This window comes from Rossellomorea vietnamensis, assembly GCF_025398035.1.
In the GTDB taxonomy this organism is placed as follows: Bacteria; Bacillota; Bacilli; order Bacillales; family Bacillaceae_B; genus Rossellomorea; species Rossellomorea vietnamensis_B.
This window is the reverse complement of record NZ_CP104558.1, coordinates 3530785-3548644: the sequence shown is the minus strand read 5'-3', so window position 1 is coordinate 3548644 and position 17860 is coordinate 3530785. Positions and strand designations below refer to the sequence as shown.

Annotated in this window: 16 protein-coding genes and 1 other RNA gene; 3 read left to right on the top strand and 14 right to left on the bottom strand. The window is 43.9% G+C overall.

Translation table 11 applies throughout. The features are described 5' to 3' along the window. Positions 1 to 7: 7 nt before the first annotated feature. From N5C46_RS18070 to N5C46_RS18055, 4 genes are all read right to left on the bottom strand, one after another. Positions 8 to 2464: a heavy metal translocating P-type ATPase gene (locus N5C46_RS18070; RefSeq protein WP_261749682.1), complete on the bottom strand. Its 2457-nt coding sequence runs from the start codon at positions 2462 to 2464 to the stop codon at positions 8 to 10. Positions 2465 to 2479: 15 nt separating this feature from the next. Then, positions 2480 to 2695: a heavy-metal-associated domain-containing protein gene (locus tag N5C46_RS18065; RefSeq protein ID WP_034764185.1), complete on the bottom strand. Its 216-nt coding sequence runs from the start codon at positions 2693 to 2695 to the stop codon at positions 2480 to 2482. Between the two features lie 22 nt (positions 2696 to 2717). Next, positions 2718 to 3179: a CopY/TcrY family copper transport repressor gene (locus N5C46_RS18060; RefSeq protein ID WP_261749681.1), complete on the bottom strand. Its 462-nt coding sequence runs from the start codon at positions 3177 to 3179 to the stop codon at positions 2718 to 2720. 235 nt (positions 3180 to 3414) lie between these two features. Continuing rightward, on the bottom strand, positions 3415 to 4005 hold the full coding sequence (locus tag N5C46_RS18055) for a YdhK family protein (protein WP_261749680.1): 591 nt from the start codon (positions 4003 to 4005) through the stop codon (positions 3415 to 3417). A gap of 208 nt (positions 4006 to 4213) precedes the next feature. Here N5C46_RS18055 and N5C46_RS18050 point away from each other — a divergent pair, with 208 nt between their 5' ends. Both N5C46_RS18050 and N5C46_RS18045 read left to right on the top strand, forming a co-directional pair. Continuing rightward, a complete protein-coding gene (locus N5C46_RS18050; RefSeq protein ID WP_261749679.1) occupies positions 4214 to 5575 on the top strand; it encodes a sensor histidine kinase in 1362 nt (453 codons plus the stop codon). Positions 5576 to 5593: 18 nt separating this feature from the next. After that, complete coding sequence (locus N5C46_RS18045) at positions 5594 to 6280, top strand: response regulator transcription factor (protein WP_261749678.1); 687 nt, start codon at positions 5594 to 5596, stop codon at positions 6278 to 6280. Between the two features lie 51 nt (positions 6281 to 6331). Here N5C46_RS18045 and N5C46_RS18040 read toward each other — a convergent pair whose 3' ends face one another. Both N5C46_RS18040 and N5C46_RS18035 read right to left on the bottom strand, forming a co-directional pair. Then, positions 6332 to 6658 carry a four-helix bundle copper-binding protein gene (locus N5C46_RS18040; protein WP_261749677.1) on the bottom strand — a complete coding sequence of 109 codons (327 nt, stop codon included), beginning with the start codon at positions 6656 to 6658 and terminating at the stop codon, positions 6332 to 6334. Between the two features lie 217 nt (positions 6659 to 6875). Further along, a complete protein-coding gene (locus N5C46_RS18035; protein ID WP_261749676.1) occupies positions 6876 to 8057 on the bottom strand; it encodes a permease in 1182 nt (393 codons plus the stop codon). A 150-nt stretch (positions 8058 to 8207) separates the two neighbouring features. On the opposite strand from N5C46_RS18035, the gene N5C46_RS18030 reads away from it, so the two are divergent. Beyond that, positions 8208 to 8615: an LAGLIDADG family homing endonuclease gene (locus N5C46_RS18030; protein ID WP_261749675.1), complete on the top strand. Its 408-nt coding sequence runs from the start codon at positions 8208 to 8210 to the stop codon at positions 8613 to 8615. Positions 8616 to 9061: 446 nt separating this feature from the next. On the opposite strand, the gene ssrA is transcribed toward N5C46_RS18030, so the two are convergent. The 8 genes from ssrA to tpiA form a co-directional block, all read right to left on the bottom strand. Next, positions 9062 to 9402: a transfer-messenger RNA gene (ssrA, locus tag N5C46_RS18025) on the bottom strand. 158 nt (positions 9403 to 9560) lie between these two features. Beyond that, complete coding sequence (smpB, locus tag N5C46_RS18020; protein WP_201714110.1) at positions 9561 to 10031, bottom strand: SsrA-binding protein SmpB; 471 nt, start codon at positions 10029 to 10031, stop codon at positions 9561 to 9563. A 118-nt stretch (positions 10032 to 10149) separates the two neighbouring features. Continuing rightward, positions 10150 to 12492 (bottom strand): ribonuclease R, encoded by a 2343-nt coding sequence (rnr, locus tag N5C46_RS18015; protein ID WP_261749674.1) that lies wholly within the window; start codon positions 12490 to 12492, stop codon positions 10150 to 10152. Positions 12493 to 12519: 27 nt separating this feature from the next. Continuing rightward, positions 12520 to 13266, bottom strand: a complete 747-nt coding sequence (locus N5C46_RS18010; RefSeq protein WP_261749673.1) for an alpha/beta hydrolase — start codon at positions 13264 to 13266, stop codon at positions 12520 to 12522. Positions 13267 to 13583: 317 nt separating this feature from the next. After that, positions 13584 to 13811, bottom strand: coding sequence for a preprotein translocase subunit SecG (secG, locus tag N5C46_RS18005; RefSeq protein ID WP_060672588.1), 228 nt, complete (start codon positions 13809 to 13811; stop codon positions 13584 to 13586). Positions 13812 to 14220: 409 nt separating this feature from the next. Next, positions 14221 to 15513 (bottom strand): phosphopyruvate hydratase, encoded by a 1293-nt coding sequence (gene eno / locus N5C46_RS18000; RefSeq protein WP_034764211.1) that lies wholly within the window; start codon positions 15511 to 15513, stop codon positions 14221 to 14223. Between the two features lie 13 nt (positions 15514 to 15526). Continuing rightward, positions 15527 to 17062, bottom strand: a complete 1536-nt coding sequence (gene gpmI / locus N5C46_RS17995; RefSeq protein WP_254652316.1) for a 2,3-bisphosphoglycerate-independent phosphoglycerate mutase — start codon at positions 17060 to 17062, stop codon at positions 15527 to 15529. Next, positions 17055 to 17819, bottom strand: a complete 765-nt coding sequence (tpiA, locus tag N5C46_RS17990; protein ID WP_261749672.1) for a triose-phosphate isomerase — start codon at positions 17817 to 17819, stop codon at positions 17055 to 17057. The genes gpmI and tpiA overlap by 8 nt, the downstream gene beginning before the upstream one ends. Between the last annotated feature and the right edge of the window lie 41 nt (positions 17820 to 17860).

Below are 17860 nucleotides of genomic sequence, written 5' to 3'. Positions count from 1 at the left end.
TCAAGAACTACGTTTCTGATGGTTTGAATCCTTTCAGACGCAGGGCGTTCAGCAACACGGATACAGAACTGAAGCTCATGGCTGCACCAGCGATCATTGGATTCAGTAAAGGTCCGCCGAACAAATACAGGATTCCCATGGCAATAGGTATGCCGAGGATGTTATAGCCAAAGGCCCAGAAAAGGTTCTGTTTAATGTTCCGTATGGTTGCTTTACTCAATTCGACGGCGGTTGGTACGTCCATGAGATCACTTCTCATAAGGACGATGTCTGCCGACTCCATGGCTACATCCGTACCAGAACCGATGGCGATCCCTATATCCGCTTGTGCAAGTGCCGGAGCATCGTTGATTCCATCCCCGACCATCGCCACTTTCCTGCCTTCTTCCTGAAGCTTCTTGACTTCATTTGCTTTGTCTTCAGGCAGTACTTCACTCAGTACGCGGTCGATCCCTACTTCTCTTGCGATCGCTTCCGCTGTGCGCTTATTGTCTCCCGTGATCATAGCCACTTGGAGCCCCATCCTGTGAAGCTTTTCAATGGCTTTGAAACTCGTTTCCTTCACCGTATCAGCAACGGCGATGATGCCCGCAATCTCTTCTTCGACGGCGATATACATGGGCGTTTTCCCCTCGGCTGCCAAGCGGTCCGAAACTTCCGCCAGTTCACCGACATCGACATCATTTTCGTCCATCAGCTTGCGGTTTCCGAGCAGGAGATCGTCTCCTTCAACCGTCACTTCAATTCCCTGTCCCGTAATGGCGTCAAAGAAGTCGGTCTTTCGCAAGGTGAGCCCTCTTTCTTCCGCCTCTCTGACAATCGCTTCGCCAAGAGGATGTTCAGATCCCTTTTCAGCTGAAGCGGCAAGTACCAGGAGTTCTTCTTCTGAAATGGATGCTGATGTTACGATATCCGTAACCACAGGCTTCCCTTCCGTGATGGTGCCGGTTTTATCGAACACGATGGTGTCTATTTTATGGGTCGTTTCAAGGGCTCCGCCGCTTTTAATAAGGACGCCATTTTCCGCGCCTTTCCCCGTACCAACCATAATGGCCGTAGGTGTTGCGAGTCCCAGTGCACAAGGACAGGCTATGACAAGAATCGAAATCGTGATCGTAAAGGCGAAGAGACCTGACTCACCTGCTATATACCAGGCGAGACCGGATAGGATGGAAAGGACGATGACGATCGGAACAAAATAACCTGAAATGATATCGGCCATTTTGGCGATTGGTGCCTTTGACCCCTGGGCATCTTCGACCAGCTTGATGATCTGGGAAAGTGCAGTATCTTTTCCGACTTTCGTAGCCTCGTATCGGATGGTTCCATTTTTGTTGATGCTCGCACCGATGACGTTTGAGCCACTGGTCTTCTCTACAGGGATGCTTTCCCCTGTCAGCATCGCTTCATCGACGGATGTTTTTCCTTCCAGCACCACTCCATCCACCGGTATCTTCTCACCGGGTTTCACGATGATGATCTCTCCCACTGCCACTTCGTCCACTGAGATTTCTACTTCTTCTCCATCTCTTACGACAGTAGCCGTTTTAGGGGCAAGCCCCATCAGCTTCTTGATGGCTTCAGACGTTTTCCCTTTGGAAAGGGCCTCGAAATATTTACCCAATGTAATGAGGGTGAGGATGACGGCTGCCGATTCAAAATAAAGGTTCTGCGCATACCGTTCACTTCCTGCTATGATCATGATGCTTGCAAACAAACTATAGAAAAACGCTGCCCCCGTTCCGAGGGCCACCAATGAATCCATATTCGGATGGCGTTTGGAAAGCGTCTTAAATCCTACGGTGAAAAAGGGTTTCCCCATCGCTACGACAGGAATGGTAAGAACCAGTTGTATCAATGCAAATCCAGTTGGGTTCACCATCGGATCGATCGCATCGGGCAGCGGCATGCCGAACATATGCCCCATGGAAACCAGGAGCAAAGGAACGGTGAAGACGGCTGAAACCCAGAAGCGTTTCCACATGGTCTTGATGTGCTGCTCCTTCTTATCCCGGTCTTCGTCCACTGATTGTTCGACATCAGTGTCCTCATGTGCTTCATATCCTGCGTCAGATACCGCTCCCTTGATATCAGACACGGTAACGACGGCGGGATCGTACTCAATGACCATTTTCTCTGTAGCCATATTGACCGTCGAATCCTTGACGCCATCGAGCCTCATTGTTGCCTTTTCGACCGATTGCACACAGGAAGCGCACGTCATGCCTGTCACGCTGAATGTCTTTTTCTCCATTTCTGTAACTGCTCTATAACCTGCGTCATCCACGGCTTGCTTGATTTCTTCAAGTGAGAGCTCATTTTCATCATAGGTTATATTCAATTTCTCCGTTGCAAGGTTTACGCTTGCTTGTTGAACACCAGCCAGTTTCTTAGTTGCTTTCTCAACAGCCTGTGAACAAGAGGCACATGTCATTCCTTCGATGTTCAATGTTTTTCCCGTCATTGTGCTAACCACCTTTTATTTGGCAGGTTCTGTTTGATATCCCGCATCAGACACCGCTTTACTTAAACTGTCTGGTGATTGCTTCGATTCGTCAAACTTCACCTTAGCCGCACCATTCTCGAGATCAACTTTGGCTTTTTCTACTCCGTCCAGTTCATTCAGAACCGTCTCTACTTTTTTCACACAATTCCCACATGTCATTCCAGATACGTTTAATAATGTTTTTTCCATTGCTAAAACACTCCTTTAATTTTTAGTGATGGCAGTTCATGCCGTGATCCTTTTTACAGGTACACTGTCCTGGTACGCAATTACATGCGATCTCATCGACAGCATCCCTTTTCTTGGTTTGTAAAACTTGTTCAAGAAGGGCGATATCATCATGGCTCAGCTTAGCCTCTCCAATCAAGTCGGCAATCGTCTTACCCACCGCCCGGCTGCATATGTTAGTAAATAATCCTGCCTTCAGTGTTTTTAGGCTTTCTTCCTCACTGACTCCCGGCCTGTAAATGAACCGGTTGCCGATTTTCTCAGTCGTCAGTATCCCTTTTTTGACCAGGCGCCCAATAAAGGTTTTCGTCGTTGCCGGCTTCCACTCTTTCTTTTCCTGAAGGACAGAACTTATTTCCTTACTGGTCACTTCTTTGAGCGTCCAGACAACTCTCATCACTTCCCACTCAGAATCCGTGATTTCCGGTTTTTCTTCTTTGGGCAAGTTTATCCCCCCTTTTTTGTTTACATTTGTAATCGATTTATATTTATAGTTTACAACTGTAATCGATTATAGTCAACAGAATTGATTTGATTAAATGTAAAAATGGGCTGTTGCTCTTGATCCCTGTTTTTTATTCTGTACCACTGGTGGTATTCTATAAACCTTCAATCTCAAACAGAGAGGGAAAGTGATTGTGTGAAAAAGAGATGACCTATTTCGGACATCTCTCCCTTCTTTATTCAACTGGTGATAATTCGCTTTCAGTTACCCATTTATGATTCTTGACTACACTCCCACCTGAAGTAGGTGTGTAATCTACCATATAAACCGTCATCTTCTCAGCAGAGTCAATGGTAGCCCTTGCCCCTTTCATCCCCTTCATATGAACGGCATTCAAGACAACCTCTTCTCCAGGTTTATAAGGTTTCTCACCAAAGTCCTTCAGTTCTTCATGTATGACCCATTTATGATTCTTCACTTTCTCTCCACCAGTGGTTGGTGTATAGGTAACGGTATAAACAACTGTGTCGTAAGCCCCTGTAATGGTTGCTTCTGCACCCTTCATCCCTTTCATATGATCAGCCTTTATGATGGCTTTGCTTCCTACTTCATATTTTGGGCTTGATGCTTCTTTCAACCCCTCTGGTACTTCTTCCGAACCTGAGTGATTCATGTCACCATGGTCCATACCGTCCATTTCTTCGGACTTCTCCGTCTTATTATCATTATTTGCTTTATTCTCATCTTGGTTAGTTGAACAAGCACTCAACATGAGAAACAGAGCTGTCATGATAAATGGGAACCATTTTCTTCTGCGTTGTTTCATAGGTAGTACCTCCTTGAATCATTTCTTTTAAAATTTTACCCAGCAAATATGCAAATTATATGGAGACCAAACATTTTCAAGACAGCTTTTTTAGGGTATCGTATTGAGTACTTAATTAAGCGAATTTAAGTTGAAGGGATAATATGCATACTTTTTTCATATTTTTCCCCTAAACTAAACAAAGAAATGTATAAATGGGGTTGCCGATATGAATAAGATTTCAATCAAGTTAGCTGCTTACTTTACGATCGCCGTATTCATCATGGAAGGTTTATTAATGTTATACCTCCATGACAATATAATTGATGTCCGGATTCAGGAGGAATTTCAATCCATCCTTTCCCGGGGGAACAGCCACCGGGATGTATTAGAGGATCGTTATTCAACTACTACCTTGCACCATATTGCGCTCATGGAATCAAAAACCGAAACCGAAGTGGTGATTACTGATAAAAATCATCACGTTATTATCAGTTCGAAGAAATTAACAAAAGGAATGAGAGAACTCATTGATGAGAGCCCCCGATCTTTGCCCCGGGGAGGAAGGGTCATTGAATCAAATTGGAAAGACATGAATTATTTAGCTACGGTTACGGCTTTTGAGAAAGATGGCAACGAAGGTTATGTTTTTATGTTTAAAAGCGCCTCTCCATTACGGAACTTGATCAGTAAACTAAATGGACACTTTCTTCTTGCAGGAATCATGAGTCTCATCATATTAGCAGGTATCCATTTTCTTCTATCCAAAATGTTGACACGGCCGCTCATTAGAATGAAGCGAGCCACTGAAGAATTGAGCAAAGGGAATTTCGAAGTCAAGCTACCCCACCTGGGAAAAGATGAACTAGGGGAACTGGCAACATCCATCAAAACTCTGGCCAATGATTTAGAGACCATTCAACACGACCGATCTGAATTTCTGGCCACTATTTCTCACGAGCTGAGAACCCCGTTGACGTATGTTCTTGGCTATACGAATGTATCTCTTCGTGACGAAATCCCTGAATCTGAAAGAAAAGAGTATTTAACGATCATACAGGAAGAATCAAAGACCATTGTCACATTAATCGATAACCTATTTGAACTTGCCAAGATTGATGAGAATAACTTTTCTATCCACCAGGAAGAAATACAATCTTTGCCATACTTCCATAAAATCATTAAAAAGATCACTCCTGCTTTCAAAAGCCGGGAAATGGATTTAATCCTTTCTGTCAAGGACCCTTTTTCATTCCATGCAGATCCAATCCGTCTGGAACAAATCATCATGAATCTATTGGATAACTCCTTGAAATATTCAAAGCCGGGTTCAACCACTACGGTCATCGTCCGACCACATGGAACTGGCGGGTTGGGCCTTACAATCAACGATCAAGGCATCGGGATTCCAGCCGATGAGCTTCCCAAGGTATTTAACAGGTTGCACCGGGTAGAGAAATCACGCTCAAGGGAATTTGGAGGTTCCGGTCTCGGTTTATCCATCGTAAAGGAGCTCGTGGAAGCCCACGGCGGAAACATCTCGATCGAAAGTGAACCGGAAAAGGGGACATCAATCAATATCATCATGTAATGCCTGGAGGGTTGAACGATGAACACCATTTTATTAATAGATGACGAAACAAAGATGTTGAATCTATTGGAACTTTATCTCACTCCACACGATTATTCGTGTGTAAAGAAGAATAATGGCTATGATGCGATTCAATATATGAAAAACCATCCCGTAGACTTAATCATTTTAGACATCATGATGCCGGAACTGAATGGCTTTCATACATGTGAAAAAATCAGGAAGTTTTCCACTGTTCCCATCATCATGTTGACTGCCAGGGGGGAAAAGGATGACATCGTGAAGGGGTTAAATGTAGGGGCTGATGACTATATTACCAAGCCTTTTGACGAAGATGAACTTGTTGCACGGGTAAACGCCCTATTAAGAAGAAAAACCTGTTATGAGCAAATAGAAGATTCGGAACAACTAACCAGGGGCGGCTTCACATTGGATGGACATACCTACACGTTAAAGTATGAAAATCAAATTCTTTCCTTAACCTTAAAAGAATACAATATCCTGCATTCCCTGATGAAAAATACTGACCGTGTATATACCCGGGAACAACTCCTTCTGATGGTGTGGGATATCAATTCCAAAACCGACATCAGAACCGTCGATTCACACATCAGGAATCTGAGGGATAAATTAAAAAAAGCAGGATTCCCAATCGAGAATCACTTGAAAACGATTTGGGGCATTGGGTACCAGTGGAAAATTTGAACGTATATAAAAAGAAGTGGAGACTATTGGATGGTCTCCACTTCTTTCTGATTAAGCGATTTTCTTACATTCTTCTGCACAATTGAAGCAGGCATCGGCGCATTTCTGGCAATGATCATGATCATGCTTCTTACATTCTTCCCCGCATGTTTCACAAATCTTCACACACACTTGTGCTAGTTCCGCTGCAAATGGGGTTCCCCTTACCAAGGATTGTTCTAAGTATGCACATATATCCGCACATTCACGGTCCAAACGGATACACTCTTTCATCATGTTAATATCCTCTTCTTGTAAACAAGAATCGAAACAGTGGTTACAGGCTTCCATACACTCGTGAAGTGCTTTGATGGCAGATTGATACTTTTCATGTGACATTTTATCTTCCTCCTTAAGATTGTTTGTTACTACAACATTACTTTATCCAGTTAGAATGGCATTAAACGGAAAAGCTACTTTTTTCTTCGTTTGATCAGCTTTATTTTAATTTGCATAGAATCTGCACAAACACAGGGTAAACATAGAGAATTTAACGTAATGACGAATGGTAAAAGGGATGTCCCATAACGATGGGACATCCCTTTGTGCGACCCTATTAAAAAATGAATAAGATGGTTCCTACTATTAAATAAAGTAAGCATAAATACGTCACAATCGTCTTGAACTTTGAATCTCCCTCCATCATCATCATGTGCGAGTGGGCATCGGATTCTTTAAATAATTTATTTAAGTAGATGGCCACACCTGCCACCACCGCAAAGACGATATTCAACCAAAACGTATAATCAATCTTAAACGGATCTTCATTCATGACCTTCTTGGCATCTTCAGGGAGAAGCCCCATGGCTGTGAAGCCGTAGTGCATGCCAAGCGCTGTTAAAATAATGGATACGTAAAAGACACCGGCAATATATAAGGCCGTCTTAAGACCGTAGTATTTTTTATGAACCGCAACGATCGGAGGAACGACCAAATCTGAATAAATGAATGCCATGATTCCTGCGAAAGCCACCCCACTGGATGCGAGTATGGTGGAAATCGGAATATTCCCCATCGAGCCGATAAAGGTCAACATCGCTACCAACGGCCCTATGAGGGCATTCTCCAATACCTTTAAGAATGAGTCCGGCTGATCTGCGAGAAAGAAGCTTTTCCACGTGTCTTCCGATACAAAAGTCGCCATCATCCCGGCAATCGTAAATCCAATCGTGATTTCTTTCCATACCATCTTCCAGTTCATGACGAACTCATGACCGACCTGAAGCCAGCCTTCTTTAGACCTTATCTTCTCTTTCCAATCGAACTCCTCATTTTCATCTTCCTCATCCTCTACATGCTCTCTTGCTTCTTCCACTAATTTTTTCGGGAAGGTGAGTTTCACTAACACCCACGTAACCAAAATCAGTGCTATACCGCCGACCATTTCGGCCACAACGAACTGCCAACCAAGAAAGATATAAATAAGAATCCCCAATTCAATCACCAGATTGGTAGACGCAAACAAAAAGGCAAGGGTCGGAATGAAATGGGCACCTTTTTTAAATAAGTTCCTCCCCGCCGCCAGTGCCGCAAATGAACAGGATGAACTGATCGCCCCAAACAGCGAGGATAACCCAACCGACTTCAAGCTGGCATTCCCCATATACTTCACCATTTTATCCTTTTGGACAAATGCCTGAATCATGGAGCTGATCAAATACCCCAGTACAAAAGCCCACCCTGATTTCCAGAAGTACCCCAGGGAGGTCTTGGCTGATTCGCCGATTAAATCTAACAAAGAATCATCTCCTTTTTTAAGTAGGTGTTTATACAATGCCCGTTAAATGTGCAGATATGATGCAAATAGGAAATTTATGTTGGTTAGAATTTATTTAAAAAGAGGAATAGTACAACTGATATATAAATTATCAAATAGGAGTTGTTTAGCATGGAGGATTGGGAAGCAGCTTATCTAGCTGGAATTATTGATGGAGAGGGTTCCATTACATTGACACGCATGCATGACAAAGAACATAGACGCCCTTGCATTACTGTCGCCTCTACTGATTATGAACTTTTAGAATATCTTCAAATACTAACAAACGGTCAAATCACTAAAAAGAAAAACTACCATCCAGATCGTCACCTTAATTCATACACACTCTCTATCAAGGCTAAGAATCAAGTTCTGTATATATTAAAATTAGTTTTCCCATTCCTAAGAGTTCACAAAAAGAAGAAAAGAGCATCCTGGATTCTTGATCATTATGATCGAGTTACAGTTAGAAACGGAAAGTATAGTACGGATAAGTTAAAACAAAAGGTGACTTTTGAAGAGGAGTTTTTCAAATTATAAAATTTATTAAGAAATCATTTCCCTCCATAATAGCACTAAAAAAACCATGTCTATGCCAATCAGCAAAAACATGGTTACACTTATGTTAATTAAGAGGATAACATTCAAAAGTTCTCATATAGTTATATAAAATAAAAACCACCAAATATGTATTTGGTGGAGACGGTGGGACGTGCAATTCCATGCTTTCGACATGGCACTGACTATATCTTGAACCTTGTAGTTTCAGGTCCTTTGGCGTATTATGCGAAATGTAAATTTATCTGCTGAGAGATAGGATTCCGCATCCTAGTACTACCGAACTTCGGCAGCCTATAAGTCGATACACGGCTGTTGGATTGCTCCACATACCGCTCGGCATTGCCATATCACACTGGGTGTGACTTAGGTTTCACCGATAAAGCCAAATTTTCACTTATGTGTTACCACATAAGGCGACTATGAACTAATCGAACCCACGTCCAGAAACATCGCCACTTAAGCGTCTACGAGCGTAGTCGATATATTCGCAAGTTCGCTACAGCTTCTGCCTATCGACGGGCGTCCGTGCAGCTAGTCTGATTAATCTCTTCCTTTGTCCTCAGACGGTGGACTCCGGCGTAGCCTACTAAGAGTGAGTCCCTTACCCTACCACATAGGCGATGGAGGGAGGAACAGCTAAAGTGCTATTACGCAGCTAAAGCTAGGTTATTGTTAGTTTTGCCAGTTATTATTGGCTTTGGCGTTTTAACGTAGACGACCCCTACGGCTCGCGACCTAAGCTCGAACTATCCCTGTCGAATCCGTAACGTCCCCATGATAGAAAGGGAAGAACGGGAAAGAATAAGTTCAGCGTGTAAGTCACTTATTCAATTGTTCTTACTGCCGCCTGATTACCTTGCGACATATACTAGTATAACAAATCCTGAGATAATTGCAAATGCCACATTCCGGAAATCTGTAGTGTTACATTCCTTTTTGACGCTGAGCCAGTTCTCTCTGGATGGAACGATTCGCTTCTTTACGCTTCAAGTCTTCACGTTTATCATACTTCTTCTTACCACGTGCCAGTCCGATCAGAAGCTTTGCTACACCATTTTTGATGTATAGCTTTAAAGGAACGATTGAGTACCCTGCTTCTTTGGAATCACCGATCAGTTTATTGATTTGCTTTTTGTGAAGAAGTAGTTTACGTGTTCTGAGCGGTTCGTGATTGAATCGATTACCCTGCTCATATGGACTGATATGCATATTGTGAATAAAGATTTCCCCATTTTGCACACGGGCAAAGGAATCTTTCAAGTTCACCCGGCCACCCCGGATCGCTTTGATTTCAGTACCTTGCAGCACAAGACCCGCTTCGTATGTCTCTTCTACGGCATAGTCATGCCTTGCTTTTTTATTTTGGGCAATAAGCTTGCCTTCTCCCTTTGGCATTGGAATCCCCCTAGTCATCGCTGGTTTACTCATTATTATCTCATATCTTGAAGGAAAATTGTATTGTTACACATTGAAAAGAAAAGGAGCAAAGGGCGTCCCATTGCTCCTGATCCGATTATTTCTTCTTTTTCCGTTTGCTTCTAGGTGCATTTTCAAAATGCTTTTTATTTGTTTTTTTCTTCTTATTGTTTTTAGGCGGACGTGTTGACCATTCCCCGTCCTTTTTACTGGAAGAAGAACGATTCGATTTCCCTCGGTTTGGTTTTCCTTGATCTGACGAAATCGAACGGACACGGCCTTCACGCTCTTTACGCTTCCCTTTCATCCCAACAATTTCGAAATCGATAGCACGCTCATCTTTATTGACGCTTACGACACGAACCGTGATCTCATCACCAATCCGGAATACATTGGCAGTCCTTTCACCGATCATGGCAAGATGGCGTTCATCAAATCGGTAGTAATCGTCCGTCATATAGCTCACATGGACAAGACCCTCGATGGTGTTCGGCAATTCGACGAACAGTCCGAAATTCGTAACGGAGCTGATGATTCCGTCGTATTCCTCTCCCACCTTGTCTTCCATATACTCTGCTTTTTTCAATTCATCGGTTTCACGCTCTGCGTCCACTGCACGGCGCTCACGGCTGGATGTATGCTCAGCGATATGACCCATTTGCGCACCCCATTTTTCACGGGTGGCCTGATCGATTTTCCCTTCAATCAAATACGTTCTGATCAAACGATGAACGATCAAGTCAGGGTAACGACGGATCGGTGATGTGAAATGAGTATAGAACTCAGTTGCGAGCCCGAAGTGCCCGAGGCTTTCAGGATCGTATTTCGCCTGCTGCATGGAACGAAGCATCATCGTCGAAACGACCATTTCTTCCGGTTCGCCCTGTACATCTTCGACTATTTCCTGAAGGGCACGGGGATGAATGCTATTAGCTGTTCCTTTTACGATCAAACCGAAATTGGTGATGAACTCGAAGAAGCGCTGAAGCTTATCTTCTTTCGGATCTTCATGGATACGGTAGATGAATGGCACTTCCATCCAGTGGAAATGCTCGGCAACCGTCTCATTGGCGACCAGCATGAATTCTTCGATCAGCTTCTCTGCGACTGAACGTTCACGAAGGACGACATCCGTCGGTTCCCCTTCTTCATTCACCAGCACTTTCGCTTCTTTGAAATCAAAGTCGATGGCTCCACGCTTCATCCTTTTTGTACGTAGAACCTGTGCCAGGTCCTCCATCTCCTCGAACATCGGCACCAGAGGCTCATATTTCGTACGGAGCTCTTCATCTTTATCGACAAGGATCTTGTTTACATCTGAATAGGTCATTCGCTCGGTTGTCTTGATGACACTCTGGAAGATTTCGTGTTTGACGACATCGCCTTCAGGTGAAATTTCCATGTCACATGATAACGTTAAACGATCCACTTTTGGATTAAGGGAACAGATCCCGTTGGATAAACGATGCGGAATCATCGGGATGACCCGGTCTACGAGATAGACAGACGTTCCTCTATCGAATGCTTCCTGATCGATCGGTGAGCTCTCTTTGACATAGTACGTGACGTCTGCGATATGTACTCCGAGCTTATAGTTCCCGTTGTCGAGCTTCGTCACGGTTACGGCATCATCCAGATCCTTGGCGTCTGCCCCATCGATCGTGACGATGGTTTGATCGCGAAGATCTTTCCGGTTCGGAATTTCCGATTCGTCGATTTCACTCGGCACCTTATTCGCCTGATCCATGACCTCTTCAGGAAATTCAACGTCAATCCCGTGCTTATGGATAATCGACAGAATATCGACGCCAGGATCATTTTTATGACCGAGGATTTCGATGACTTCCCCTTCGGCACTCTTGCGTCCTTCCGGATAAGACGTCAACTTCACAACGACCTTATGTCCTTCAGCCGCTCCCATCTGGGCAGACTTCGGGATGAAGATGTCACTTGCAAACTTTTTATCATCAGGGATGACAAAACCGAAATGCTTGCTTTCCGTGAACGTACCGACCATTTGATCGACACCGCGTTCGACGATCCGGACGACGGTCCCTTCCCTTCTTGAACCTGAAGAAGAGGTCGAAACCCTGACTAATACAATATCGCCATGCATGGCGTTATTCGTTTCATTCGGAGGGATGAAGATATCATCCATACCAGATTCTTCCGGTATCACAAACGCAAATCCTTTTGCATGAGCGGATACTTTCCCTCTAACCAGATTCATTTTCTCAGGCAGACCGTAGCGATTGCTTCTTGTGCGTACGACGAGCCCCTTTTCTTCCATTACGACAAGTGCTTTGACAAAATCCTTGAAATTCGTGGACCCTTCAATTCCGAATGCTTCTTCAAGCTCCTGCACCGTCAATGGTTTGTATGCCTCTTCCTTCATATAAGAAAGGAGCCTATCCACATGCACTTTAATATTTTCGTCCATGACAATCCCTCCTGATCATCGAATTCATCAAACCGTCCAATCCAATTTCTCCAGGAAATCGTAGACGTCTTCATGAAGCTGTTCTTTTTCTTTATCCAATGTAATGACATGACCGGACTCTTCGTACCACTTGATCTCTTTCTCATCCGACTCCACGTTGTCGTAAATGATATTCGCAGAATCCGTATTGATCATATGATCATGCCTTGCCTGTACGACGAATGTCGGTGAATAGATCATGTCCACGTTTTCACGCACATCTGCAATCAATTCCTGCAGGGACTTCAACGTATTCATCGGTGTTTTCTTAAACTCTTCTATTTCTTTTTCAATTTGGTCTTCCGGTTTTCCTTCAAACTTTTTAAATTCACGGGCGTAATCGACAACCCCTTTAAACATTACGTCTTCACTTTTTATATACATTGGCGCACACATAGGGACAATACCCTTTACAGGTACAGTGTAACCTAATTTAAGAGAAAATACCCCTCCAAGAGAAAGGCCTGCAACCGCAATTTCCTCGTACCCCTTGCTCTTTAAATGCTCATAGCCTTCCATGACATCCTTCCACCAATCTTCAGGCCCTGTATGGACCAATTCTTCAGGTGGAACACCGTGTCCTTTATAGTGAGGGGCATGGGATGAATAGCCCTTCTTTTCCAGGAAGCGTCCAAGCATCCGGACATCGGCCGAATTTCCCGTGAATCCGTGAAGCAGCAATACGGCTCGTGGACCCGCTTCGAATGTAAATGGTTTTGGTAATACAGTTTTCATCTTTATGACTCCTTTTATCTCATTTTAAACAAACGTTTGAATAAGAGACAGAAACCTTGATTTAACGGGCTTCATTCTATTAAACGGTTGTTTAACCGATTTTAGTATGTAGGCTGATTTTCTGTGGATTTTTGTTAAACAAACGTTTGATTAGTATCAAGAAACCTTATTACAACAGGCTTGGTTCGATTAAACGATCGTTTAATCCACTCTTCTTCTCTATTTTTAGCAAACAATGGTCAGACAATCCAATATTTCGCTTGAACTGTTTGTTAAAATAAAAAAACCTGACCTTAATGATCAGGTTTTGGTTCGTATTAGATAGCTACGATGGCGATGGTTAGTACGAAGAATAGTACCGATAATACGATTGTGATTCTGTGCAGTACTAAGTCAATCCCACGAGCTTTTTGTTTCCCGAAAAGTTGTTCTGCACCACCAGAGATGGCCCCTGAAAGTCCAGCACTTTTACCTGACTGAAGTAATACAAGAGCAATAAGTGCAATTGATACAATAATAAGTAAAGTGACGAGTATTGTGTGCATGAGTCCCACCTCCTGATACGAACATAACATTAGTCTTAGTTTACCATAGGAAAGATGTAGGGGACAAGGTAATATTGTTTGAATTATGTAAAGAGTTGGATGGAGGTCAGTGGATCGCTGTGTTTGGTTTTGGAATTAAATGTCATTCGGCTGGATTACTTGCGGTTTTGGCCGGATTTGACGCTGAATCGGCTCGATTTTCTCCTAAACCCGCCGGATTATCATCGAAAACGGCCGGATTTTCACCCAAACCCGCTGGATTCCTATTAAAACCAGAAACTGTCCCCCTCCGAAAGCCCTCAAATCAACACCAAAAAGCTGGACACAGATCACATCCCCCTCCAAAAACCTCCCCAAACCAAAAAAACAGCCCCGTCCAAAGACGGGGCTGCCTCTCTTCAATCGCTAATTAGCGATTAACGTTATAGAATGTTTTCGCTCCAAGATATTGAGCTGTGTGAGCCAATTGATCTTCGATGCGAAGAAGTTGGTTGTATTTTGCTACGCGGTCTGTACGTGATGGAGCACCTGTTTTGATTTGACCAGCGTTTGTTGCAACAGCGATGTCAGCGATTGTGCTGTCTTCTGTTTCACCTGAACGGTGAGAGATGACGGCTGTGTAACCAGCGCGTTTCGCCATTTCGATCGCGTCGAATGTTTCAGTCAGTGTACCGATTTGGTTCACTTTGATCAGGATCGAGTTACCGATACCTTGCTCGATACCTTGAGAAAGCTTCGTTGTGTTTGTAACGAATAGGTCATCTCCTACTAATTGAACCTTGTTACCGATGCGGTCAGTCAGTAGTTTGAAACCATCCCAGTCGTTTTCGTCAAGACCATCTTCAATTGAGATGATTGGGTATTTGTTACACATTTCTTCGTACCAATCAACCATTTCTGCTGACGTACGAACAACGCCTTCACCAGAAAGATGATATTTACCGTCTTCTTTGTTGTAGATTTCAGAAGCTGCTACGTCCATTGCAAGAAGAACTTCTTCACCTGGTTTGTAACCGGCTTTTTCGATTGCTTCAATGATTGTTGATAGTGCTTCTTCGTTAGACTTAAGGTTTGGAGCGAATCCACCTTCGTCACCAACTGCAGTGTTGTAGCCTTTTGATTTAAGAACTGATTTCAGGCTGTGGAAGATTTCAGCACCCATGCGGAGACCTTCTTTGAAAGTAGGAGCTCCTACAGGCATAACCATGAATTCCTGGATGTCTACGTTGTTATCAGCGTGTTCTCCACCATTTACGATGTTCATCATTGGAACTGGAAGCTGCTTCGCGTTGAAACCACCAAGGTATTGGTATAATTCCACTCCGAAGAAGTCAGCAGCTGCGCGTGCAACAGCCATGGATACACCAAGGATTGCGTTGGCACCTAATTTACCTTTGTTTTCTGTACCGTCAAGAGCGATCATCGCCTGGTCGATTGCTACTTGTTCTGTAACATCGTAACCGATGATTTCTTCAGCGATTTCATTGTTTACGTTATCGACTGCTTTTTGTACCCCTTTACCAAGGTAGCGGTCTTTTTCACCGTCACGAAGTTCAACTGCTTCGTATTCACCCGTTGATGCTCCAGATGGAACAAGCGCGCGCCCGAAAGCACCTGATTGTGTGTAAACTTCTACTTCGATTGTTGGGTTTCCGCGTGAATCCAATACTTCACGTGCGTATACGTCTGTAATAAATGGCATTTAGAATCTCTCCTTATTTTTTAATTAATGATTTTCCAGTCATTTCGTCTGGTTGGTTTACATTTAATAGATCTAACATGGTCGGGGCTAGGTCTCCAAGGATTCCACCGTCACGAAGCTCCACGCCCTCTTTTGTCACGATGACAGGAACCGGGTTCGTTGTGTGAGCCGTCATAGGAGTGCCTTCTTCCGTCACCACTTCATCAGCATTCCCATGGTCTGCCGTGATGATGGCTGTACCGCCTTTTTCCGTGATGAGGTCGATGATCTTCCCTAGACACTCATCCACTGTTTCGATTGCTTTGATCGTTGGCTCAAGCTTACCTGAGTGACCGACCATATCAGGGTTGGCAAAGTTCAGGATGATCGCATCCTGACGATCTTCACGAATCTCTTCAAGTAGTGCATCCGTCACTTCATATGCACTCATTTCAGGCTTCAAGTCATACGTTGCCACTTTAGGAGAATCGATCAGGATCCGTTTTTCACCTGGAAATTCCTCTTCACGTCCACCGCTCATAAAGAACGTGACATGAGGGTATTTCTCCGTTTCAGCGATGCGCAATTGCTTCAGTCCGTTTTGAGAAAGGACTTCACCAAGCGTGTTATCAAGGTTCGTCGGTTTGAATGCAACAAAGCCGTCAACCGTTTCACTGAATCGTGTCAGGCAGACAAAGTGAAGATCTTTCGGGAACTTGTCTCCGCGATCGAATGAACGGAAATCTGCATTCGCAAATGTATTCGAGATCTGGATCGCACGGTCCGGACGGAAGTTGTAGAAAATGACTGCATCTTCGTCTTTGATCGTTGCGACAGGCTCTCCGTTTTCTTTTGTAATCACAGATGGAATCACGAACTCATCATAGATTCCATTTTCATACGAATCGTTTACAAGTTCGATTGGATCCTGATAGCTTGGGCCTTCACCATATACCATGGCACGGTAGGATTTCTCCACTCGTTCCCAACGGTTATCGCGGTCCATTGAATAGTAACGACCTGAAATCGTTGCGAATTGTCCGACGCCGATTTCCTTCATTTTTGCTTCAGCGTCTTCAATATACTTCTTCGCCGTTTGAGGGCCGACGTCTCGACCGTCAAGAAAGGCATGGACATAAACATCTTTCATTCCTTCTTTGGCCGCTAAACCTAAGAGGGCATAAAGATGCTCGATATGGCTGTGCACTCCGCCATCCGAAAGCAGTCCGAAGATATGAAGATTCGTGCCTTTTTCCTTTGCATGATTGATGGCATCCAGGAACGTCGTATTCTGTTCGAATTCCCCTTCACGGATGGCCAGATTCACACGCGTCAAGCTTTGGTACACGATACGTCCTGCACCGATATTCAAGTGACCCACTTCGGAGTTCCCCATTTGACCTTCAGGGAGTCCCACCGCTTCGCCACATGCTGTCAGTTGATTATGTGGATATTGATTCCACAGGCGGTCAAAGTTCGGCTTGTTTGCCTGAGCGACCGCATTTCCTTCTTTCACATCACGGAAGGCAAAGCCGTCCAGGATGATTAATGCTACTGGTGACTTACTCATTGTTACTAGCACCTTCTAACAATTGAAGGAAGCTTTGTGGTTCAAGGCTTGCTCCACCTACAAGGGCACCATCGATATCCGATTGAGCCATGTATTCTTTGATGTTAGCAGGCTTTACACTACCGCCGTATTGAATGCGCACTGCGTCTGCAGCTGTTTCAGAGAATTCTCCTGCAACCACTTGACGGATATGGGAACATACTTCGTTCGCATCTTCCGCTGTAGACGATTTACCAGTACCGATTGCCCAGATTGGCTCATAAGCAATCACAGTTTGTTTCACTTGATCTTCAGAAAGACCTGCAAGTGCTTTTTTCACTTGAGTTCCGACAAGATCTTTTGTTTCATTGTTTTCGCGTTGTTCAAGTGTTTCACCTACACAAACGATCGGTGTTAAACCGTGTTTGAAAGCAGCAAGAGTCTTCTTGTTCACTGACTCATCTGTTTCGTTGAACATTTCACGACGTTCAGAGTGTCCAAGGATGACATATTGTACACCTAAGTCAGAAAGGGCTACAGGACTAACTTCTCCTGTGAACGCTCCATTTTCTTCAAAGTGCATGTTTTGAGCACCTACAGCCACTTTTGAATCTTTCGTCAAGTTCACCAGGGTTTCTAAAAATAGGGCTGGTGAACAAATGACAGAATCCACTACTTCTTGATCAGGCACAAGTCCTTTTACTTCTTCAGTGAAGGATTTAGCTTCTCCAAGCGTTTTGTTCATTTTCCAGTTACCTGCAATAATCGGTTTACGCATTGTCCTCATCCTTTCTGTTTTTCATATCGGTTCAGCAAGAT

Coding starts and splice junctions, on each gene's coding strand:
- N5C46_RS18045 (WP_261749678.1), top strand. CDS start 5,594: ATGAACACCATTTTATTAATAGATGACGAAACAAAGATGTTGAATCTA.
- N5C46_RS18055 (WP_261749680.1), bottom strand. CDS start 4,005: ATGAAACAACGCAGAAGAAAATGGTTCCCATTTATCATGACAGCTCTG.
- eno (WP_034764211.1), bottom strand. CDS start 15,513: ATGCCATTTATTACAGACGTATACGCACGTGAAGTATTGGATTCACGC.
- N5C46_RS18070 (WP_261749682.1), bottom strand. CDS start 2,464: ATGACGGGAAAAACATTGAACATCGAAGGAATGACATGTGCCTCTTGT.
- N5C46_RS18065 (WP_034764185.1), bottom strand. CDS start 2,695: ATGGAAAAAACATTATTAAACGTATCTGGAATGACATGTGGGAATTGT.
- rnr (WP_261749674.1), bottom strand. CDS start 12,492: ATGGACGAAAATATTAAAGTGCATGTGGATAGGCTCCTTTCTTATATG.
- secG (WP_060672588.1), bottom strand. CDS start 13,811: ATGCACACAATACTCGTCACTTTACTTATTATTGTATCAATTGCACTT.
- N5C46_RS18040 (WP_261749677.1), bottom strand. CDS start 6,658: ATGTCACATGAAAAGTATCAATCTGCCATCAAAGCACTTCACGAGTGT.
- N5C46_RS18050 (WP_261749679.1), top strand. CDS start 4,214: ATGAATAAGATTTCAATCAAGTTAGCTGCTTACTTTACGATCGCCGTA.
- gpmI (WP_254652316.1), bottom strand. CDS start 17,062: ATGAGTAAGTCACCAGTAGCATTAATCATCCTGGACGGCTTTGCCTTC.
- smpB (WP_201714110.1), bottom strand. CDS start 10,031: ATGCCAAAGGGAGAAGGCAAGCTTATTGCCCAAAATAAAAAAGCAAGG.
- tpiA (WP_261749672.1), bottom strand. CDS start 17,819: ATGCGTAAACCGATTATTGCAGGTAACTGGAAAATGAACAAAACGCTT.
- N5C46_RS18030 (WP_261749675.1), top strand. CDS start 8,208: ATGGAGGATTGGGAAGCAGCTTATCTAGCTGGAATTATTGATGGAGAG.
- N5C46_RS18010 (WP_261749673.1), bottom strand. CDS start 13,266: ATGAAAACTGTATTACCAAAACCATTTACATTCGAAGCGGGTCCACGA.